Genomic DNA, 20,113 nt, shown 5'->3' with positions numbered 1-20,113 from the left:
CTGTTGCGCAACCAAGGCCCGCAAAGCGCGACGACTCGACGCGCATCGTTGGCCCTATGAACGGCCGCGTGAAGGTTGTCGCGGTACCTTGCCGGAGTGAATGAGGGAATGTTCACCCCGACGCTGGACTGGGGCAGTGAACTGTGGACTTCGCTGATATGGATCGCGCGCGGCTGGGCGATCGCAGCGGTGTGCACGTTGGTCATCCTGGTGCTCATCGCCAGGTTCACCACCTGGGGACGCCAGTTCTGGCGCATCACCGGTGACTACTTCAAGGGCCCGGAGAGCATCAAGGTCTGGCTGTGGCTGGGCGTGCTGCTGCTGTCGGTGATCGTCGGGGTCCGCCTGACTGTGCTGTTCACCTATCAGGGCAACGACATGATGACCAGCTTCCAGGTGGTGGCCTCGGGACTGGGCAACGGCGACGACGCGATCAGGAACTCCGGCAAGGACGGGTTCTGGATGTCGATGACGATCTTCGCGATCCTGGCCGTCCTGCACGTTGCGCGGATCATGCTCGACCTCTTCCTGACGCAACGGTTCATGCTGGCCTGGCGCGTTTGGCTCACCGACCGGTTCACCGGCGACTGGCTGGACGGCAAGGCCTATTACCGCGGCCGGTTCATCGACGACACGATCGACAACCCCGACCAGCGCATCCAGCAGGACATCGACATCTTCACCGCCGGGGTCGGCGGGCTGCCGAACACGCCGAACAACACCTCGACCGCCACGCTGCTCTTCGGCGCGGTCAACGCGGTGGCGTCGATGATCTCGTTCACCGCGATCCTGTGGAACCTGTCGGGAACGCTGACCCTGCCGCTCATCGGCGACGTGCCGCGGGCAATGTTCTGGATCCTGCTCGCCTACGTGTTGTTGGCGTCGGTCTTCGCGTTCTGGATCGGCCGGCCGATCATCTGGTTGTCCTTCAACAACGAGAAGTTCAACGCCGCCTTCCGCTACGCGCTGGTGCGGCTGCGCGACGCCGCCGAGGCCGTCGCCTTCTACCGCGGCGAGATCGCCGAGCGCTCCGGGCTGCGGCGGCTGTTCGCTCCCGTCGTGTCCAACTACAAGCGCTACATCAACCGGATGATGGGCTTCTACGGCTGGAACCTGTCGATGGACCAGATCATCGTCGTGCCGCCGTATCTGCTGCAGTTCCCTCGCTTCTTCACCGGCGAGATCACGCTCGGCGCGATGAGCCAGACCGCGGCGGCCTTCGGCAACATCGAGCAGGGCCTGTCGTTCTTCCGCAACGTCTACGACCAGTTCGCCGGGTACCGAGCGGCGATCATCCGACTGCACGGGCTCGTCGTCGCCAACGAGGAGGGCCGCACGCTACCCGAGTTGACCACCACCGCCTGCGTCGACGGCACCGTCGAACTGTCCGGCGTCGAGGTTCGCACTCCCGACGGCAGACAGCTGATCCGGCCGCTGGACATGCGGCTCGAAGTCGGCGAGACGCTGGTGGTCACCGGCCGCTCGGGCACCGGCAAGACCACGCTGCTGCGCAGCCTGGCGCAGCTGTGGCCGTTCACCTCGGGCCGGTTGACGCGCCCGTGCGGTCCGAACGAGTCGATGTTCCTGTCGCAGCTGCCGTACGTGCCGCTCGGCGACCTGCGCACCGTCGTCAGCTACCCCAACGAGGTGGGCGCCATCGACGACCGGACGTTGCAGAGCATGCTGCACAAGGTGGCCCTGCCGCACCTGGCCGACCGTCTCGACGAGGTCGACGACTGGGCCAAGGTGCTCTCGCCCGGCGAACAGCAGCGCATCGCGTTCGCTCGAATCCTGTTGACCAAACCCAAGGCCGTCTTCCTCGACGAGTCGACGTCCGCGCTCGACGAGGGCCTGGAGTTCATGCTGTATCAGTTGGTGCGTACCGAGCTGCCGGACACCATCCTGATCAGCGTCAGCCACCGCAGCACCGTCGAGCAGCACCACACCCACGAGCTCGAACTGCTCGGAGACGGCGACTGGCGGCTGGGGCGCGTTGAGGGCGACGAACCGGTGAAGGTCTAGCGCGTCGCGGGGTGTTCGCCCGCCCGCCGCGCCGCTTGTCGACCCGCCCGCCGCGCTGCTTGTCTACCCGCCCGCCGCCCGAAGAACGACCCCTCGCCGAGCTGAGTTCCGCTGGCGTAGCCCTTGCCGTCGTGGGCGATGTTCGACGCGCACGCACCGGCCGCATAGAGGCCGCCCACGACGGATCCGTCCTCGCGCAACACTTCTCCGTCGACGGACACCGCGAGGCCGCCCATCGTGAAGCCCGAGTACATCGCCCGGCCCAGGGACAGGTCGAACGCCGCGAACGGGCCGGTGTCCTGCGCGGCGAGATAGTCGGGCTGCTTGTGGAAATCGGGATCCTCACCGCGCGCGGCGAACTCGTTGTAGCGGTTCAGCGTGGCGACCAGATTGCCCTGCGGAATGCCCAGTGCCGCTTCCGTTTCCTCGAGGGTTTCCCAACCGTCGATGAACTTGATCAGCGGCATCTCGGGCATCTCCATGTGGGCCTCGTCGACGACGAGGTAGGCCGTCTGCTCGGGCTGCTCGAGCACGAAAGCCGAAGTGCGCGAATGGTAGGAGTCCTCGTTGACGAACCGCTTGCCGTCCTTGTTGACGATCACGCCGGTGAGCAGGATCTCGGGCGGATACGCCGCGGCGGTGATGAACAGCTGGTCCATGTTCTTGGCCACCCCACCGGCGGAGATGCCCATCCGGATACCCAGGCCGTCGTCGTTGGGGTTGCCCAGGATGTAGGGCTCCACCTCGCCGTGGTGCTTGGTCTTGCGCTTCTGGCCCAGCGCCGGTGTGAGCTCGGCGACCATCTCCGGATTCATCGCGAAACCGCCGGCGGCGATGATCACCGCCTTCGCCTTGAAGGCACCCGTTTCGCCGAAGTGCTTCCAGCGCACCCCGACCACGGACCCGTCCTCGACGACGAGGTTGGTCACGCCGGTCTCGTAGCGGATCTGCACGCCGAGTTCGGCGGCACGCTTCACCAACAGCTCGATGACCATCGCCGCGCCGCCGAGTTCACCGGGCACCGGCACCGAGTGCCCGCGCGGGGCGGGCTTGGCCTGCTCGCAGAACGGCCACACCTTCTCGTTGCCGGTGTACGACAACCCCTCGGTGCCCGGCGGCACCACCACCTTGCCCGGGTAATAGCTGCGCTCGAACTGAAACCCCAACTCCTCCAACCAGTTGAAGTGTTCGACGCTGCCGTCGCAGTAGGCCCGGATCTTCTCGTGGTCGGGTTCGGGCGACACCGCGACGAGGTATTTGTACATCTCCTCGGCGCTGTCGTCGTGACCGGTGGCCTGTTGCACCGCGGTACCGCCGCCGAGATAGAAGTGCCCGCCCGCCATCGCGCTGGTCCCGCCGGCGTCGGCGGCCTTCTCCAGCACCAGGACTCGCGCGCCCTCGGCGGCCGCGCTGACCGCCGCACATCCGCCCGCGATGCCGAAACCGATCACCACGACGTCGAACTCGTCGGACCACGACGCGACGTCCGCGGCCTCGACGGTGTCGGGAATCTCGCTGGTGCTCACTGCTGCTCCTGTTTGATGTAGTCGAAGAATGCCCTGATCTCGTCGGGGATGCGGGCGATCTCGAGGTACGGGACACCGGGGGCCGCGACATAGGCGAACTCCATACCGCCCGCCATCACCCCGCGCTGCACCGCCTCGGCGCCCCGTTGGGCCAGTGCCGCGTCCACGTCGTCGACCTCGACGCAGATGTGGTGCAGTCCCGGCCCCGCGGTGTCGAGGAATTCGGTGTAGATGCTGTGCCCGGACACCGGGGCGATCAGTTCGAGCTGGGTGTCGCCGGCGTAGCTCAGCGAGATGTCGGCGACGAAGTCCGCCGGCTCGCCGCGGTAGGTGCACGCATCCGGCGCGAAGTGGACGCCGGGCATGCGCACCCACTTCTTGGCGCCCAACAACGTGGTGAGCGCCTGTTCGGTGCTGTCGAGGTCCCGCGTCACCCACGCAATCTGGACAGGTGTCTGGGCAAGCATCGCGTCGAGGATATCCGCGGCCCGTCCGGTTGGCTAGAACGTGTTCTAGTTCAGGCCTCGCCGTAGTACGCCTTCAGGCAGCGATCGGCGGCCTGGCGTGCGGTCTCGGGATCGGCTCCGGAGGCGACGTTCGCCTGGTACCAGGCTTCGTTGGACAACGCCAGGAAGCGGCGCCCCTCGTCGGTGGTGACCCACTGCTGGCCGAAATCCGGATCGATCGCCTCGCCGGTCGACAGGTGCAGCGCCAGGCCGAGCACCATCGAATCCCAGCCGATGCCGACGGCGCCGGGGCCGAACTGCAGCGACATCTCGTCGCCGACGACCGCGATGTGCTCTATGACCAGCTCCGCCCGATCCGCCCCCCGGCCGGCGACGCTGACCTCGATCCAGCTGGTGTTGCCGCCGTACTCCCAGGTGGCCGTGAAGGTCTTCGGCGGGTCGCACGTCAGGATCGTTCCGCTGGCGTTGCCGTGCAGTTGATAGGTGCCGCCGACCTCGAGCTCACCGGAGATCGGCATCAACCATCGGGGGATGCGTTCGATGTTGGTGACGGCGTCCCACAGATCGTCCTGATCGGTGTCGTAGCCCTGCTTGATTGTGACAACGTGCGCCTCCCCCGTGTCGATCGTGCGTTTCCCGACGGTGCGGGCGACCCCGTTGATCTGGTGGTCCACGTCGATCTCGGTCATGTTGCCTTCCTTCGTCGTTGTCGCTTCCCTCGCGCGATCTCGGTGCCGAGCGCATCGAGCCGCGGCGCCCAGAACCGGCGGAAGCCGGCGAGCCACTCGTCGGCGTCGCGCAGCGCTGCGCCGTCGACCGCGTAGAGGCGGCGCTGACCGTCCGGCCGCACCGAGGTGAAACCGTTGTCTCGCAACACCTTCAGGTGCTGCGAGACCGCCGGCTGCGTGATCGCGAACTCGTCTTGGATGGTGGCGGCGATGGCACCGGCCGCCAGCTCGCCGTCGGCGAGCAGCTCCAGAATCCGGCGGCGCACCGGGTCCCCCAGGACATCGAACGCGTGCACCCACTCAAATTAAAGCGATAACTTATATAAGTCAATCCTTAACCATAGTCAGCGTGTGGATCAGCAACTCGATTTGCAGGTCGAAGACGTCCGCGGGTTCGGTGAGCGTGTCGGGGCCGTACTGGCCGAAGACCTCGAGGCTGATCGCGCCGATCAGCGTCGCCCAGCTCAGAAACCCCTTGGCGACCGCGCCGTCGTCGCCGGAGAAGGAGAACTCCTCGCGCAGCGCGACGAAATCCGACGACAACCGTTCGGGGACAACGGTTTCCGATGGAGGAATGTCGCCGACGGCGATACCGGCGGCGATCACGTCGAACAACGCGCCGACGACGCGGGTACCGGGTCCCACGGTGCGCTCCCGCGGCGCGCGGTAGCCGGGCACCGGGGTGCCGTAGAGCAGCGCCCACGAGGCCGGCTGGTCGACGGCCCATCGGCGCGCGGCGTGCGCCATCGCGCGAAACTGCTCGTGCCACGGCGCACCGTCGTCGCGGGCGCGGTCCACGCAATCGGCGAGTTCGGAATAGGCGTCGACCAGCAGCAGGGTCAACAGCTCGTCGCGACTGGCCACGTACCGGTACACCGCTGAGGACACCATCCCGAGGTCGCGGGCGATGGCGCGCAGCGACAGTCCGGCGGCGCCCTCGGTCACCAGATGGCGCCGCCCGAGCTCGATGATCTGCGCTTCGATCCGCTGACGGCTCTCCGCTCGCTTGCCCATGCGCCGAGTGTGACACAAAACGAGATCACTGCTCTTGATTTCGTTCGACCCGAGTGGCAAGCTCGATACGAGAGCACCGCTCTCATTACCAGGAGGCGATCATGACGACCCGCTACGACAAACCGACGCGACCCGCCCGCGCCGTCAACCGCATCTTCCGCTGGCTCGCCGAAGCCGGAATCAGCGTCGCCGGAACGAAAGCGCTGACGGTGCGGGGCCGAAGGTCGGGCAAGCGGCGAAGCGTGGTGGTCAACGTGCTCACCGTGGACGGGCGCGACTACGTCGTCTCACCACGCGGGAACACCCAGTGGGCGCGCAACGCCAGGGCGGCGGGAGTCGTCGAGGTCGGCCCGCGGTGGCACCGCCGCGAGGTTGGCGTCACGGAGCTGCCCGATGACGCCAAACCAGAACTGCTCAGCCGCTACCTCGACCGCTGGTTCTGGGAGGTCAAGGGACACGTCGCCGGCCTGACGCCCGACTCCTCACCAGACGAGCTGCGCGCCGCGGCGCCGTCGATCCCCGTGTTCGCGTTGGCGCGTTAAGGCAGCGAAACCGTGCCGACGGTGGCCGACGCGGCCGAGATGACGTCCTCGCTGGCCTGCTGGCTGGCCGTCTGCCAGGACACCGCGGCCGGATACTTGCCCCACGTGCTGTTGAACATGCCGATCAGCACCGCCCGGTTGTCGGGGGTGACCACGTACACCGGCCCGCCGGAGTCGCCCTTCTGGCTGACGACGCCGTTGGCCATCGTGAACCAGCCGTTGTTGACGGCTTCGACGTTGCCGCAGCTCTCGCCGGTCACCACGCCGAAGTGGCACACCGGCTGGCCGGTAGTCGGCACGACACCGGGGTCGGCCACCAGCACCTTGCCGCCCGGCAGGACGTTGTTGACCATGACGTCGGGTGCCAGCGCGATCGCCTCCCAGTCGGCGATCTGATGATTGGTGTCGACGGTCGCGCCGTTGGGGGTGTTGTCGCGGAACACCGTCTGCATCCCGATGTGGTTGCCGTCGCGGTCGCGCACGGGTCCGCTACCGCGGCAGTGCCCGGCGGTGAACGCGATCCGCGCCGCCGGGTCGACGTAGCCCAGCGTGCAGACGTTGTTGTCCTGGCGAATCTCCATGCCGGGGTAAACGACGACGCCGGGCGCCGCCTGGGCGGGCCCGGAGACAAGCGCAAGCGCAGCGATCGGAGCGGCCAACGCCGCCAGTACCGGTATCGAGTGTCGGCGCACTGTCGTCTCCGCTCGTCGAGCCGATGTAGGTCCGGTACCGGCGTGTTGTGGGCCGCTGAACCGGGCCGGGAGTCCGACAATCACCCCGACCAGGAGCAACCACTCGACGATGGTCCCGTCACTTCCCCATCGGTGAAGGTCACAGAGACGTTACGCTCCGGCCGCACTTTCGGCACGGGAGTACTACGAATCGAAACCGAGCCCCAACGCGTCCAGCGTTCGCAGGAAGACGTTGCGGCGCCCACCGGAGTGGTCCGCGCGGTCCAGTGACCACCGCGTCGCCTGGATGCCGATGCTGGCCAGCGGCTCTGGCGGGAACGGCAGCGGACGTTCGCGCACCATCTGGAGTTCGGTGCGTGGGGTGGGCCTGCCCTCGAGCAGGTCGAGGCAGACGTCGGCCGCGAACCGCGACGCGCCCACGCCGAGCCCGGTGAACCCGTTGACATATGCGACGCGGCCGTCCCTGGCCAGCCCCCAGTGCGCGCAGAACCGGGTGTTGGTGTCAATGGCGCCTGCCCATCGGTGGGTGAACCGGACGTCGTCGAGTTGCGGGAAGGTCAGGAAGAAGTGCGCGGCCAGCCGGCGGTAGGTGCCGGGGCGGTCCTCGTAGCGCGGGCGCACTCTGCGCCCGAAGTGGTAGACGGCGTCGTATCCGCCCCACACGATCCGGTTGTCGGTGGTGAGGCGGTAGTAGTGAAACTGGTTGGCGCAGTCGCCGATCCCCTGGCGGCCGCGCCATCCGATGCGGTCCAGCTGGTCATCGGTGAGCGGTTCGGTGGCCAGCACGTAGTCGTACACCGGGATCGTGTGCAATCGGTTGCGCTTGAGCAGGCTCGGATACACGTTCGTCGCCAGCACGGCCCGCCGGGCCGTGACCACCGCCTGACCCGTCTCGACACGCAGGCCGACACCGCCGGAATCCAACCGCGTCGCGTTGGTGTGTTCGAAGATGCGCACACCGGCGTCCCGGCACGCCCTGGCGAGTTCGAACGCGAGCTTGGCGGGGTGCACGATCGCGCAGCTCTCGGCGCTGAACAGGCCCGCGAGATAGGTCGGCGACGCCACCTCACCGCGCACCTCGGCCGTGTCGAGAAACTCCCCCGCGCCGTCGGCCGCGGCCTCCCGCAGCCACTCGACCTGGTGCGGCTCGGTGGCCACCGTCAACATGCCGGTGCGCTCCCAGTCGGACTCGAGGCCCAGCTCCCCCAGTTCGGCCTGCATCCCGTCGAGGTTCTCCAGCCCCATCGCCTCGAGGACGTCGAACTCGTTGGGCCAGCGTGCCTTTCCGTTCTCGTTGCCGTGCGTCAGGCTGGCGTCGACGAAACCTCCGTTACGGCCGGAGGCCGCCCACCCCACCCGATTGGCCTCGACGAGCACGATTCGTTGGTTCGGGTCGCGTCGCGCGGCGTGCAGCGCGGTCCACAACCCGGTGTATCCGCCGCCGACGACGACCAGGTCGCAGGTGATCGGCGTGGTCAGCTCCGGGAACTGCGGACGCGGCTCGTCGAGCCACACCGACCCGAACGTGCTTGTTGCCAGGGAGCGTTCGACCAGACCGGCGTCGACCGGGGCGTCGAAGACGGTTTTCACACAGCGGAGACTACGGCGCGCGGCGCCGTTGCGCGGATCAGGCGGATCAAGCGGTGACCGCAGCCGACTCCTGCCCCGCTTCCCGTTGCTGCGCCGGTACCCAGCCGGGCGGGCCGAACATGTAGCCCAGCTTGTCGCGCCATCGCGGCGCCCGGCGGACGTCGCGGGCGATCGCGACATACTCGTGGGTCTGCAGCGTCCAGATGTTGTAGGTGTCGACCTGTTTGGTCAACCCGTAGTGCGGGCGCACGGTCTCGGCCTGGAAGCTGCCGAAGAGGCGATCCCAGACGATGAAGATGCCGCCGTAGTTCTTGTCGAGGTACTCCTGGTCCATACCATGGTGCACCCGGTGGTGCGACGGCGTGTTGAAGACGAATTCGATTGGGCGCCAGAGCTTGTCGATGCGCTCGGTGTGGATCCAGAACTGATAGATCAGGTTGATCGAGAAGCTGGCGAACACCATCCACGGCGGCACGCCGAACAGCGGCAGCAGCGCCCGCAGGAACACGTCTCCGCTGATGTTCCACTTCTGGCGCAGGGCGGTCGCGAGGTTGAAGTACTGGCTGGAGTGGTGTGCCTGATGGGTGGCCCAGATGAGCCGAACCCGGTGCGCCATGCGGTGATAGACGTAATAGAGCAGGTCCACGCCGACGATCGCGATGACCCACGTGTACCAGGCGCCGGCGGGCAGCTGCCACGGTGCGACGTAGGCGAACAACGCCGCATATCCCAGCAGCGCAATGAAGTTCAGCACCCCGCTCGTGCCGATCGAGACCACACCCATCCAGATGCTCGCCCACGCATCGGGTCGGTGATACGCCCCGGCCGGTGCGCGCTCGGCCTCCTCGTGTGCCAGCTTGCGGGCTGCCGCCCATTCGATGATCAGCAGCAGCAGAAAAAACGGCACCGCGAACATCACGGGGTCGTGCATCAACGGTGGCAATACGTGCGCGAAGGCGCCACTCACATCCACGTCACACCTCCGGCCAAAGCATACGACTCACCGGAAGCTCAGCACCTGATCGCCCCAGGCGGTGCGCAGATCGCGATCAAGGTCGTCGACCACCCGGTCCTGGGCGTCGATGAGCAGGGTGGCGCGGTCAGAGGCGCGATAGGGCCGCCACACCGGGTCGCCCGCCGGTCCCGACGGTGTCCCGTCGACGGCGAAGCTCAACCAGCGCCGCCGGATACGCGCCGACACCGTCTTACCGGCCTTCAGACCGCCGAGCTTGAAGGTCGGGTCCTTCGGGCCGGCGACGAGATTGCCCCAGACATAGGGCAGTTCGGTAGCGTGGGCGGCGCCCAGGCGCAGCAGCCGCAGCATCGGGGTGGCGAAGTCGAACCGGTACAGATAGACGGGCGCGACCTCGCGGTGGCCCTCGGCGAACCAGACCGACGGCATGCGGAATCCGATGTCGCGCGCGACGCCCAGTCCGATGGTCTTGCCCCGCCCGCGGTAGGCGGCGCGGATCTGCTGTTCGTCGGGGAGCCGCAGGTCGGGTTGTTCGGCCGCGATCTCGGCGAACATCGCGCGGATGGCCGCCGGGGTGATCGGCATCAGCGGCGATTTCATCCAGCGGAACAGCGCGGCTTCGTGCTTGTTGGTGCCGATGATCAGCGGTACCGGATGCGTACGGCCGTCGCGGGCGAGCTGGACCGGGTGCGCGGGCACGATGTCGCCGTCGATGATCGGCGCGAACGCCAGCGTGCCGGGGGTGCTCGCCGGGATGTGGTCGAACACCTTCTTCGACGCGGTCATCAGCGCAGGGGTGGGCACCGAGGTCAGCCGGTCGGCCTCGCCGGGGCCGACGCCGAGTTCTTCGAGCAGAAGGGCGGCCACGCGCTGCGAGCGCTCGCGGTCGTAGACCGAAGTCGCCGGCGAGCTCTGTGCGATCGCCGCACCGAACAGCCCCTCGGCGGCCGGGCTGGCCAGCAGCGTGGTGATGATCCCCCCGCCTGCCGATTCACCAAAGATGGTCACGCGGTCCGGGTCTCCCCCGAAACCGGCGATGTTGTCGCGCACCCATTGCAGCGCGAACAACACGTCCCGCAGGCCGAGGTTGGTGGCGAAGCCGTCGCCCATCGCCGACAGGTCCAGGAAGCCCAGCGCACCCAAGCGGTAGTTCACCGTGACGATCACGGCGTCGCCGTCGGCGGCGAGCGCACGACCGTGGTACAGCGACTGCGCCGACGAGCCGAGGACGTAGGCGCCGCCGTGCACCCACACCATCACCGGTTTGCCCGCACCCGGTTCGGTATCCGACGACGCCCATACGTTGAGGCTCAGGCAGTCGTCGCCCTGCGGGGCGCCGAGGTCGATCGGGATCCGGGGATCGGTCGGCTGCGGGCAGACGGGGCCGACCCGGGTGGCGTCGGCCGGTTCTGACCAGCGTTGCGGCGGTTGCGGCGGTCGCCACCGCAGCTCACCCGCGGGCGCAGCGGCGAACCGGACTCCCTTCCACACCTTCACGGTGCCGTCGTCGGTCCCGCGAACCGGTCCGTACGCGGTGTCGACGACGAGCGCGTCGTCGGTGCGACGTGTCTCGGCGGTCACGCGGCCTCGACCTCGTAGGACATGGGACTCCTCAGTTCGATGAACACAGCGAATTCAGGCTACGCGGGGCCTCCACCGGCCCATCCGATCGCCGTGTCCGCAGAGCCGCGGCCACCGAGGTCGGCTAGCTTGATCGCGTGCAGAGGTGGGCGTTGCTGGCCGGAGCGATCGTCGTCGAGGTCGCCGCCACGTTGTCGTTGCGGGCGTCCCAGGACCACTCGGCGTGGCTTCTGGTCGTCGTCGCGGGCTACATCGCGGCGTTCACGTTCCTGACCCTGGTGCTCCGCGCCGGGATGCCCGTCGGGGTGGCGTACGGGATCTGGGGCGCGGTCGGCACCGCGGGGACGGCGGTGCTGGCGGCGGTCCTGTTCAACGACCCGTTCACCTGGCCGATCGTCGCGGGCATCGGCCTGATCATCGCCGGCGTGCTGCTGATCGAGTTCGGGTCGCACCGGGCGGTCGAACCGCGGTGATGTACTGGGCGCTGGCGGGCGCGATCGTGCTCGAGGTCGTCGCGACCTTGTCGCTGCGCGCCTCGGAGGGGTTCCGCAAGAAGGCGTGGATCGCGCCGGTCGCCATCGGCTATCTGGCGTCCTTCTATCTGTTGTGGCTGACCCTGGCGCTCGGCATGCCGGTCGGCATCGCCTACGGCGTGTGGACGGCGTGCGGCGTGGCGCTGGTCGCGGTCATCGCCCGATTCGTGTTCACCGAACCACTGACCTGGCTGATGGCTTTGGGCATCGCGCTGGTCATCGGCGGCGTGCTCACGATCGAACTGGCCGCCGTCGCGCACTGAGCACGCCCGACAACGCGACGACCAGGACCCCGGCGATCGGCACGGTGAGCAACCCGATGCGCAGGCTCGTCGCGTCCGCGATCACCCCGACGAGCACAGGGGCGCCGAAGAACCCGATGCGCATCAGCCAGGTCAGGATCGTCAGTCCACTACCCGGTCGAAGACCCGGCAGCTGGTCGGCGGCGTGCATGGCCGACGGCACCAGAGTCGCCACGCCGAACCCAGCGAGCGCGAAACCCGCGATCGTGCCGGGCACCGACGGGAACGCCAGCGCGAGACCCATGCCGACCGCGGTGATCGCACCACCCGACCGCACCACGGCGCGGGTGCCGAACCTGTCGACCAGCCGGTCCCCGAGAAGCCGCCCGATGAACATGAAGGTGACCGCGGCGATGTAGCCGGTCACCGCGATCGGACCGGGCGCACCCAGCGCGTCCCGCAGATAGACCGCGGCCCAGGAGCTACCCGCATCCTCGACCGTCGCACCGGCCACCGCGATCAGCACCAGAGCCAGCAACGCGGCGTACACCGCCGGGCCGGCGTCACCGCCGCCGCCGGTGCGCGCCGCCGGGTCGGTATCGTGATCGGCGCCCGGCAGCAGATAGCGGTAGGCGACGAGCACGACCGCGCTGCACAGCACCGCCGAGAAGCCGAGATGCGCCCCGCGCGAGATGCCCAGCGCGATCGCCGTCGCCCCCATCAGGCCGCCGATGATCGCGCCGGCGGCCCACACCGCATGCAGCGAGTTGATGATCGAACGACCGTAGATGCGTTGGACCCGCAGCCCGTGCGCGTTCTGCGCGACGTCGGTCACCGAATCGCTGGCCCCGGCCGCGAACAGCCCGGCGGCGAACAACACCGGAGACGGGGCCACGCCGGCGAGCACGACGAAGACCCCGATCCCGATGGTGCCGATGACGGCGACCCGCGACGAGCGGAAGCGGCGGATCAGCGCCGCCGCGGTCAGCCCGGCCGCCAGGGCGCCCGCTGAGAACGCGGCGACGGCGGCGCCGTACACCGAATTCGACAGCCCCAGATCGCTCTTGATCTCGGGGTACCGCGGCAGCAGGTTGGCGAACACGGCGCCGTTGGTCAAGAACAGCGCTGCCACCGCCATCCGCGCGCGCCCGCTCTGCACCTCGGCCGTCTCCTGTCGGTCGGCCGTCATACCGGCCGACCCTACATGCGCTCGAGTGCGGTGTTGAGTTCACTCAGATCGGGTATGAGCGAGCCTGTGACGAGACGTGCCGACGGCTTCCGGGCAAGATTGGCGACATGACAGAGCCCGCCGCGTCGCTAGTGGAGTTGGCGCGACGCTACGGTGTCGCAACCGATTACGAGGACTGGGCGGGCCGGCGCATCGCCGTGACCCCCTCGACGCTGATCTCGGTGCTGGCCGCGTTGGGAGTTTCCGCCGCCACCGAGGACGACCGCGCCGCCGCGCTGGCCGCGCACGACCGCGAATACTGGGAGCGCCGCCTTCCGCCGACGATCATCGGGCGCACCGGCGCCACCTCGACGTTCTGGGTGCACGTCACCCACGGCAACCCGGTCTCGCTGTTGATCCATCTCGAGGACGGGTCCGTGCGCACAGACCTGCGTCAGCTCGAAAACAACAGGGCACCATACGATTTGGATGGAAGACTGGTCGGTGAGGCGACCTTCGAGACGCCCGCCGACCTTCCGATCGGATACCACCGCCTCGAGCTGCACGCCGACGACCGAGCGTTCGCCACCGCGCTCATCGTCTCCCCCGCCACGCTGGTCCCGCCGTCGGGCAGGCAGTGGGGGCTGGCCACGCAGCTCTACAGCGTGCGTTCCGAAAGATCCTGGGGCATCGGCGATCTGACGGATCTGACCGACCTCGCGGTGTGGTCGGCAGCGACCCACGACGCGGGATTCATCCTCGTCAACCCGCTACATGCGGCCGCCCCGGTCGCACCGATGGAGCCGTCGCCCTACCTTCCGACGTCCCGCCGCTTCGTCAATCCGATCTATCTGCGGGTCGAGGCGATCCCCGAGTACGCCTACGTCCGGCGCCGCAACCGAATACGCAAGTTGCGCGAAGGTGTGCAGTCCCGTGCCGACCGCGCCGATCAGGTGGACCGCGACGCGGCGTGGAAGGTGAAGCGCTCGGCGCTGGAGGCGGTCTACGAGGTAGCGCGTTCTGCGGGGCGCGACCTGGCTTATGCCGCCTACCGGGAGCGCGAGGGTGCGAGCCTCGACGACTTCGCCATCTGGTGTGCGCTGGCCGAACGCCACGGCGCCGACTGGCATCAGTGGCCGCGCGAACTACAGCACCCGGCGAACCCCGCCGTCGCGGCCTTCGCCGCCGAGCACGCCGACGCCGTCGACTTCCACCGCTGGCTGCAGTGGCAGCTGGACGACCAGCTGACCGCGGCGCAGGCCACGGCGCTGCAGACGGGTATGGGCCTGGGCATCATGCACGACCTCGCGGTCGGCGTCGACCCGAACGGCGCCGACTCGTGGGCGCTGCAGGACGTGCTCGCGCTCGGGGTCACCGCGGGCGCGCCGCCCGACGAGTTCAACCAGCTCGGCCAGGACTGGTCGCAACCGCCGTGGCGCCCCGACCAGCTCGAGAGGCTCGCCTACGAACCGTTCCGCGCGCTGGTCAATGCCGTCTTGCGGCATGCGGGTGGCGTGCGCATCGACCACATCATCGGGCTGTTCCGGCTGTGGTGGATCCCAAACGGGACCCGACCCACCGAAGGCACCTACGTGCGCTACGACCACGAGGCGATGATCGGCATTGTCGCGCTCGAGGCCCACCGCGCGGGCGCCGTCGTCGTCGGCGAGGACCTCGGCACCGTCGAACCGTGGGTACGCGACTACCTGCACGAGCGGGGGTTGTTCGGGACGTCGATCCTGTGGTTCGAAGCCGACCGCGACGGGGACGGCGGTCCGCTGCCCGCCGAGCGCTGGCGCGAGTACTGCCTGTCGGCCGTCACCACCCACGACCTGCCCCCCACCGCCGGCTACCTGGCCGGCGAACACGTCCGCCTACGCGACCAACTCGGGCTGCTGACGCGCCCCGCGGCCGTTGAGCTGGCCGACGACCGTGAGCAACAGAAGCGTTGGCTCGACGAACTGCGCCGTACCGGCCTGCTGAGCGACGCCGGAGATTCTGACAGCGCCGAGATCGTCGAGGCGCTGCACCGCTACCTCGGCCGCACACCGTCGCGGTTGCTCTCGCTGTCCCTGGCCGACGCGGTCGGCGATCTGCGCACCCAGAACCAGCCGGGCACCACCGACGAGTATCCGAACTGGCGGGTGCCGCTGGCCGGCCCCCACGGTAAGAAACTGCTTCTCGAAGACGTCTTCGCCGATGTCACGGCGCAGCGGCTCGGCGAGGTCATGCGCGACGCGGTGCGCCCGCAGGTGTAACGCCGGCGGCTTCTGCTCCGGTTTCACATTCGTCACGCCTGCGATATGTTCGCACCGCAGCGACCTGAGGAGATCACGTGAACAAGCTTGTTGTGCTGAGCGGCGGGCTCGCAGCCGTCGGTTCGGCGGCGCTGGTCGGCGCCGGGATCGCGATGTCGCAACCCAGCCTCAACGTGGTCGGCGAGCCCTACAACCGGGCGCTGCAGATCCTCAAGACCCAGGGCATCAAGGCCTACTTCGGCGGTTCGGTGGGCAGCGTGCTGCCTCAGGCCGAGTGTCTGGTCGACCAGCAGAAAATCACCTCGGGCGGGCGGATGCTGCTGATGCTGGACTGCAGCCAGAAGGCGGCGGACCTGATCGCGGAGCAGGCGCCCTCGGGCGGTCCGACGGTCGGCCGCAACGGCATCACCACCGTGACGCCCACCCCCGTGGTCCCGATTCAGGGCGCACCGGGCGCGGGCACCCCGCCGCCGGCCCCGGTCGGCTGATCGGCTAGCCCTCCACCATCTGACGCAGGTTGGTCAGCGTTCGGCTCATCGTGCGGCCGACCTGGCGCGCGGCCACCCGATCGGCGATCAGCCCGAGCAGGTTGCCCGCGGACTCGTAGGACAACCGGAACGTCACCTTGGTGCGACCGTCGCCAGTGTCGCGCAGCCGGAAGCGGCCGCGTTGGGAGACCCCGGTGAGCCCGATCCACGACACCTCGCGCGGCGCGTCGAACTCGACGACCTCGACGGTTCCGCCGATCGGCACCGATCCCACCTTCCAGTGCACCGTGTAACGGGAGCCGAGGCCGGCGGGATCATCGCTGCGCGTCTCCCAGCGTTCGAGGCTGGCCATGAACTCCGGATAGCACCCGGGGTCGCTGACCACCTTCCACACCTGGTCGCGGTCGGCGTCGATCACACACTGGCGTTGCACTCTCATGGGTCAGCCCAACACCGGGAAGCGTCGTTCGGCGGCCAACCTGTCGACCCCGGCCTGCAGGCTGGTCAGCACCTTGTCGTTGATGACGTCGTCGTCGCTGGCCGCGATGTCGTCGGCGTCGATCGGGTCCTGCACCTCGATGGAGATCTTCGTCGGCAGCGGCAGCCGGGGGATGAAGTCGCTGACGGTCAGCCCCCACGGCGGGGCGAACAGGATGGGCACGCTCTTCAGGCGGGCCAACCGGTCCACCATCAGCAGCCGCGCCAACCACTGACCCCGGTCGAGGAAGAGCGCGGCCTCCTGACCGCCGACGCTGGCCACGGGCACGATCGGCACACCCGCCTCGCGCGCGAGCTTCACGTAGCCCTTGCGGCCGCCGAAGTCGACCTCGTGGCGCTCCCACGAGGGCCGGAACACCTCGTAGTCGCCGCCCGGATACACCAGGAGCGCACCTCCGGATTCCAGGGCCAGCTTCGCGTTGTCGTGGTTGGCGGCGACGGTGCCGAACTTGCGCAGCGAACCCAGGCCCGGCATCGAGACCACGAGGTTGTGCGCCAGTTGATAGAACGGCCGCTCGACGCCGAAGTACGAGCTGAAGGCCAGCGTGAACACGAATGTGTCGGGCGGCAGGTTCCCGCCGCTGTGGTTGCCCACCAACAGCACCGGGCCGTCGGCGGGGATGCGGTCCAGGCCGCGCACCTCCGCGCGGAAGTACAACGACGCCAGCAGCCACAGTCCGGGCAGTTGCTCACGGATGTAGTCGGGGTCGCGCTGGTCCAGGTCGGCCTTGGGTACGCGGGCGGACACCTGCTGTTTGGCCCACCCGAGAACGTCGTCGATCCCCACCATGGACAAAGATATAGACATCGCCCGCGAACCTGAAACCTGTTGGAGCACCGCCGCACGTAGACTGTGCTCCACGAAGGAGGAGCCGAGATGCCACAATCGCCGGCCCGTTCCACGGCTCGAATGCCGGCCCAGCCAACGGCTCATTCGCCGGTTCCGCCGGCGGGCCCCTTACGTCCGCGCCGCTTCGCACATGAGGTGGACCCGGGCCCCGTCCAAATCCAGGCCCGCAAGGTGCATTTCGACCTGACCGGCGTCCCGCTGGAGTGGATCCCCGGCCACCCGGTGGCCTCCACCATGATCAACCTGTTCAACGTGGTGCTGCCCGCCGCCGAGCACTGGTTCGTCCGCACCTACAACGAGGCGCTGCCGCTGGTGCGCGATCCCCAGCTGGCCGACGACATCCGCGGCTTCATCGGCCAGGAGGCCACCCACGCCGCGGCCCACGACGACGTCATCGAGAATTTCCTGATCGGCAACGGGGTCGACCCGAAGCCGATGCTCGACCTCGTCGGCTACATGTTCGAAAAGGTACTGGCGCCAAAGCATTTCGACGATCCCCAGCGGCGCCTGAGCAACCTGTGTGAGCGGCTGTGGCTGATCGCGGCCATCGAGCACTACACCGCGGTGCTCGGCGATTTCGCGCTGAACTCGACCTGGGACGACCACGGCGCGCACCCCACCCTGGTCGACCTGTTCCGCTGGCACGGCAGCGAGGAAGTCGAGCATCGCTGCGTCGCCCACGACGTCGCGGTCTACTTCCACGACAGCTACCCGGACCGGATCCGGGCGATGACGGTCGCCGCGACGGCGATCTTCACGTTCTTCCAGCGCGGCACCTGGTATCTGCTCAAGGCCGACCCGAACAGCGACATCGGATGGCTGCAGATGCAGCGCCTGCGGATGCAGGACTCCGAACTCGGCTTGCTGCCGAAGTTCCGGACCCTGTTCGGGGTGAACACCCTGTCCTACTTCCGGCCCGGCTACTCGCCCGAGGACATGGGGTCGACCGCACAGGCCGTGGCCTACCTGGCCACCTCACCCGCCGCGCGCGCCGCACACCGGTGATGGGGCTGCGGGAGCGCTACCGGCAACTGCCCGCCCATCCGCTGCGGCCGGGGCGGCGCTACATGCTGATCGGCGTCGCGGACGCCGTCATCAACGGGATGGAGGCGCTGGCCGGCTCCGTGCGCCGCGTCGCGCCGCCCCGCGAGCTCGACCGCACCCACCTTCTGCGAGTCGCCGACCGGCAGGTGGTGGCGCGCGACGAGAACGTGGTGGCGTTGACGTTGGCCTCCGCCGACGGCCGGCCGCTGCCCCGTTGGCATCCGGGCTCGCACATCGACATCACGCTGCCCAGCGGGCTGGTGCGGCAGTATTCGCTGTGCGGTGATCCGGCCGAAGCCGACCGCTACCGCATCGCGGTGCGGCGCATCCCCGACGGTGGCGGCAGCTCGATCGAGGTGCACGAGGCGCTGAGCGTGGGCGCGACCGTCACGACGCACGGACCCCGCAACGCCTTCCCGGTAACCGTGCCCGGCCACGGTTCGCCCACGCGACGGCTGCGGTTCATCGCCGGCGGCATCGGCATCACCCCGGTTCTGCCGATGCTGCGCCTCTCGCAGGGTCTCGGCGTGGAGTGGTCGATGGTCTACACCGGGCGCAGCCGCGACAGCCTTCCGTTCGTCGACGAGGTCGCTCGCTTCGGCTCTCGCGTCCAGATCCGCACCGATGACGTCGACGGGCTGCCGAGCGCCGACGACCTGCTCGGCGACTGCCCCGCCGGGACCGCGGTCTATGCCTGCGGGCCGGCGCCGATGCTGACCGCCGTCCGTGAGCGCCTGGTCGGCCGCGACAACGTCGAGATGCACTTCGAACGGTTCGCCGCCCCGCCCGTCGAGGCCGGCGCGAGCTTCTCGGTCACGGTGGCATCGACGGGCCAGACCGTCGACGTGGCCGCCGACGAGACGCTGCTCGGGGCGCTGCGCCGATCCGGTGTGCAGGCCGCGTACTCGTGTCAGCAGGGCTTCTGCGGTACCTGCCGCACCCGGGTGGTGGACGGCCCCGTCGACCACCGCGACACGCTGCTCACCGACACCGAACGCGCGGACGGGTTGATGCTGATCTGCATCTCACGCGCCGAAGGTTCCCATCTCACACTCGATCTGTAGTTGTCTCGTACTATTCGGCCATGCCGTTGGCCGAGGGGGCGACGTTCGCCGGGTACACCATCGTGCGACTTCTCGGCTCCGGCGGTATGGGCGAGGTCTACCTCGCGCAACATCCGCGCCTCCCCCGCCGCGACGCGCTCAAGGTGCTGCCCGCGTCGGTGTCGGCGGACGACGAGTACCGCATGCGATTCCAGCGCGAGGCCGATATCGCGGCCACGCTGTGGCATCCGCACATCGTCGGCATTCACGATCGCGGTGAGGCCGACGGCCAGATCTGGATCTCGATGGACTACGTCGACGGCACCGACGCGGCGCAACTGCTCAAGGAGCGCTACCCCGACGGCATGCCCCCGCATGAGGTCGCCGCGATCGTCACCGCCATCGCCGATGCGCTCGACTACGCGCACCAGGGCGGCCTGCTGCACCGCGACGTCAAACCGGCCAACATCCTGCTCGCCCGGCCCGAGTCCGGAGACCAACGAATCCTGTTGGCCGACTTCGGGATCGCGCGCTGGGCGGACGACGTCAGCGGGCTCACCGCGACCAACATGACCGTCGGCACCGTCTCCTACGCCGCCCCCGAACAGTTGATGGGCGAACAGCTCGACGGTCGGGCCGACCAATATGCGTTGGCCGCCACCGCATTTCACCTCCTCACCGGTGCGCCGCCGTTTCGCAACTCGAATCCGGCCGTGGTGATCAGCCAGCACCTCTCCGCGGCGCCGCCCGCAATCGGCTCACACCGGCCTGACCTCGCGCATCTGGATCCGGTACTGGCCAAGGCGCTGTCGAAGAACCCGAAGGACCGGTTCGAGCGCTGCGCGGACTTCGCC

Annotated in this window: 21 protein-coding genes; 9 read left to right on the top strand and 12 right to left on the bottom strand. The window is 68.6% G+C overall.

Translation table 11 applies throughout. The features are described 5' to 3' along the window. Positions 1–108: 108 nt before the first annotated feature. Positions 109–2,022 carry an ABC transporter ATP-binding protein/permease gene (locus A5752_RS05060; RefSeq protein ID WP_067082963.1) on the top strand — a complete coding sequence of 638 codons (1,914 nt, stop codon included), beginning with the start codon at positions 109–111 and terminating at the stop codon, positions 2,020–2,022. Here A5752_RS05060 and A5752_RS05055 read toward each other — a convergent pair. From A5752_RS05055 to A5752_RS05035, 5 genes are read right to left on the bottom strand one after another with little or no spacing between them, the layout of a single operon-like run. Beyond that, entirely contained in the window at positions 2,019–3,548 is a 1,530-nt protein-coding gene (locus tag A5752_RS05055) for an FAD-binding protein (RefSeq protein WP_067082961.1), read from the bottom strand. The two genes, A5752_RS05060 and A5752_RS05055, sit on opposite strands and share 4 nt — an antisense overlap. After that, positions 3,545–4,015 (bottom strand): VOC family protein, encoded by a 471-nt coding sequence (locus tag A5752_RS05050; RefSeq protein ID WP_067082958.1) that lies wholly within the window; start codon positions 4,013–4,015, stop codon positions 3,545–3,547. The genes A5752_RS05055 and A5752_RS05050 overlap by 4 nt, the downstream gene beginning before the upstream one ends. A 50-nt stretch (positions 4,016–4,065) precedes the next feature. Next, positions 4,066–4,704: an SRPBCC family protein gene (locus A5752_RS05045; protein ID WP_067082955.1), complete on the bottom strand. Its 639-nt coding sequence runs from the start codon at positions 4,702–4,704 to the stop codon at positions 4,066–4,068. After that, positions 4,701–5,039: an ArsR/SmtB family transcription factor gene (locus A5752_RS05040; protein ID WP_067082952.1), complete on the bottom strand. Its 339-nt coding sequence runs from the start codon at positions 5,037–5,039 to the stop codon at positions 4,701–4,703. The genes A5752_RS05045 and A5752_RS05040 overlap by 4 nt, the downstream gene beginning before the upstream one ends. 31 nt (positions 5,040–5,070) lie before the next feature. After that, positions 5,071–5,757 (bottom strand): TetR/AcrR family transcriptional regulator, encoded by a 687-nt coding sequence (locus A5752_RS05035; RefSeq protein ID WP_067082950.1) that lies wholly within the window; start codon positions 5,755–5,757, stop codon positions 5,071–5,073. Between the two features lie 101 nt (positions 5,758–5,858). Between A5752_RS05035 and A5752_RS05030 the strand changes: the two genes are divergently transcribed. After that, the gene (locus A5752_RS05030; RefSeq protein ID WP_067082947.1) at positions 5,859–6,299 is read left to right on the top strand and encodes a nitroreductase/quinone reductase family protein; all 441 of its coding nucleotides are present in this window, start codon (positions 5,859–5,861) and stop codon (positions 6,297–6,299) included. Here A5752_RS05030 and A5752_RS05025 read toward each other — a convergent pair. The 4 genes from A5752_RS05025 to A5752_RS05010 all read right to left on the bottom strand — a co-directional run bounded on the left by A5752_RS05025 (position 6,296) and on the right by A5752_RS05010 (position 11,135). Next, complete coding sequence (locus A5752_RS05025) at positions 6,296–6,991, bottom strand: Rv1815 family serine proteinase (protein ID WP_067082944.1); 696 nt, start codon at positions 6,989–6,991, stop codon at positions 6,296–6,298. The two genes, A5752_RS05030 and A5752_RS05025, sit on opposite strands and share 4 nt — an antisense overlap. A gap of 183 nt (positions 6,992–7,174) precedes the next feature. Then, positions 7,175–8,581, bottom strand: a complete 1,407-nt coding sequence (locus A5752_RS05020) for an NAD(P)/FAD-dependent oxidoreductase (RefSeq protein WP_067082941.1) — start codon at positions 8,579–8,581, stop codon at positions 7,175–7,177. A gap of 46 nt (positions 8,582–8,627) precedes the next feature. Further along, entirely contained in the window at positions 8,628–9,512 is an 885-nt protein-coding gene (locus tag A5752_RS05015) for a sterol desaturase family protein (RefSeq protein ID WP_067083154.1), read from the bottom strand. Between the two features lie 69 nt (positions 9,513–9,581). Then, complete coding sequence (locus A5752_RS05010; RefSeq protein ID WP_067082937.1) at positions 9,582–11,135, bottom strand: carboxylesterase/lipase family protein; 1,554 nt, start codon at positions 11,133–11,135, stop codon at positions 9,582–9,584. A gap of 137 nt (positions 11,136–11,272) precedes the next feature. On the opposite strand from A5752_RS05010, the gene A5752_RS05005 reads away from it, so the two are divergent. Together A5752_RS05005 and A5752_RS05000 are read left to right on the top strand one after the other, a co-directional pair. Beyond that, on the top strand, positions 11,273–11,608 hold the full coding sequence (locus tag A5752_RS05005; RefSeq protein WP_067082935.1) for a DMT family transporter: 336 nt from the start codon (positions 11,273–11,275) through the stop codon (positions 11,606–11,608). Next, on the top strand, positions 11,608–11,931 hold the full coding sequence (locus tag A5752_RS05000; protein WP_067082932.1) for a DMT family transporter: 324 nt from the start codon (positions 11,608–11,610) through the stop codon (positions 11,929–11,931). Before A5752_RS05005 ends, A5752_RS05000 begins: the two co-directional genes overlap by 1 nt. On the opposite strand, the gene A5752_RS04995 is transcribed toward A5752_RS05000, so the two are convergent. After that, complete coding sequence (locus A5752_RS04995; protein ID WP_067082929.1) at positions 11,900–13,099, bottom strand: MFS transporter; 1,200 nt, start codon at positions 13,097–13,099, stop codon at positions 11,900–11,902. The two genes, A5752_RS05000 and A5752_RS04995, sit on opposite strands and share 32 nt — an antisense overlap. A gap of 107 nt (positions 13,100–13,206) precedes the next feature. Between A5752_RS04995 and malQ the strand changes: the two genes are divergently transcribed. Together malQ and A5752_RS04985 are read left to right on the top strand one after the other, a co-directional pair. Further along, positions 13,207–15,336, top strand: a complete 2,130-nt coding sequence (gene malQ, locus A5752_RS04990; protein ID WP_067082924.1) for a 4-alpha-glucanotransferase — start codon at positions 13,207–13,209, stop codon at positions 15,334–15,336. A 77-nt stretch (positions 15,337–15,413) separates the two neighbouring features. After that, positions 15,414–15,824, top strand: a complete 411-nt coding sequence (locus tag A5752_RS04985) for a hypothetical protein (protein WP_067082921.1) — start codon at positions 15,414–15,416, stop codon at positions 15,822–15,824. Positions 15,825–15,828: 4 nt separating this feature from the next. Here A5752_RS04985 and A5752_RS04980 read toward each other — a convergent pair whose 3' ends face one another. Next, a complete protein-coding gene (locus A5752_RS04980; protein WP_067082918.1) occupies positions 15,829–16,263 on the bottom strand; it encodes an SRPBCC family protein in 435 nt (144 codons plus the stop codon). Positions 16,264–16,266: 3 nt separating this feature from the next. Next, positions 16,267–17,112, bottom strand: coding sequence for a lysophospholipid acyltransferase family protein (locus tag A5752_RS04975; RefSeq protein WP_067082915.1), 846 nt, complete (start codon positions 17,110–17,112; stop codon positions 16,267–16,269). Between the two features lie 120 nt (positions 17,113–17,232). Between A5752_RS04975 and A5752_RS04970 the strand changes: the two genes are divergently transcribed. The 3 genes from A5752_RS04970 to A5752_RS04960 form a co-directional block, all read left to right on the top strand. Further along, entirely contained in the window at positions 17,233–18,177 is a 945-nt protein-coding gene (locus tag A5752_RS04970) for a metal-dependent hydrolase (RefSeq protein ID WP_067082912.1), read from the top strand. Further along, positions 18,177–19,280 (top strand): PDR/VanB family oxidoreductase, encoded by a 1,104-nt coding sequence (locus A5752_RS04965; RefSeq protein WP_067082909.1) that lies wholly within the window; start codon positions 18,177–18,179, stop codon positions 19,278–19,280. Before A5752_RS04970 ends, A5752_RS04965 begins: the two co-directional genes overlap by 1 nt. Before the next feature lie 20 nt (positions 19,281–19,300). Further along, positions 19,301–20,113 (top strand): serine/threonine-protein kinase (locus tag A5752_RS04960; RefSeq protein WP_156613627.1); only part of this gene is annotated, 813 nt, incomplete at its 3' end.

It is taken from the genome of Mycobacterium sp. 852002-51961_SCH5331710 (assembly GCF_001665535.1).
Taxonomy (GTDB): domain Bacteria; phylum Actinomycetota; class Actinomycetes; order Mycobacteriales; family Mycobacteriaceae; genus Mycobacterium.
This window is presented reverse-complemented; position numbering and strand designations above follow the sequence as displayed.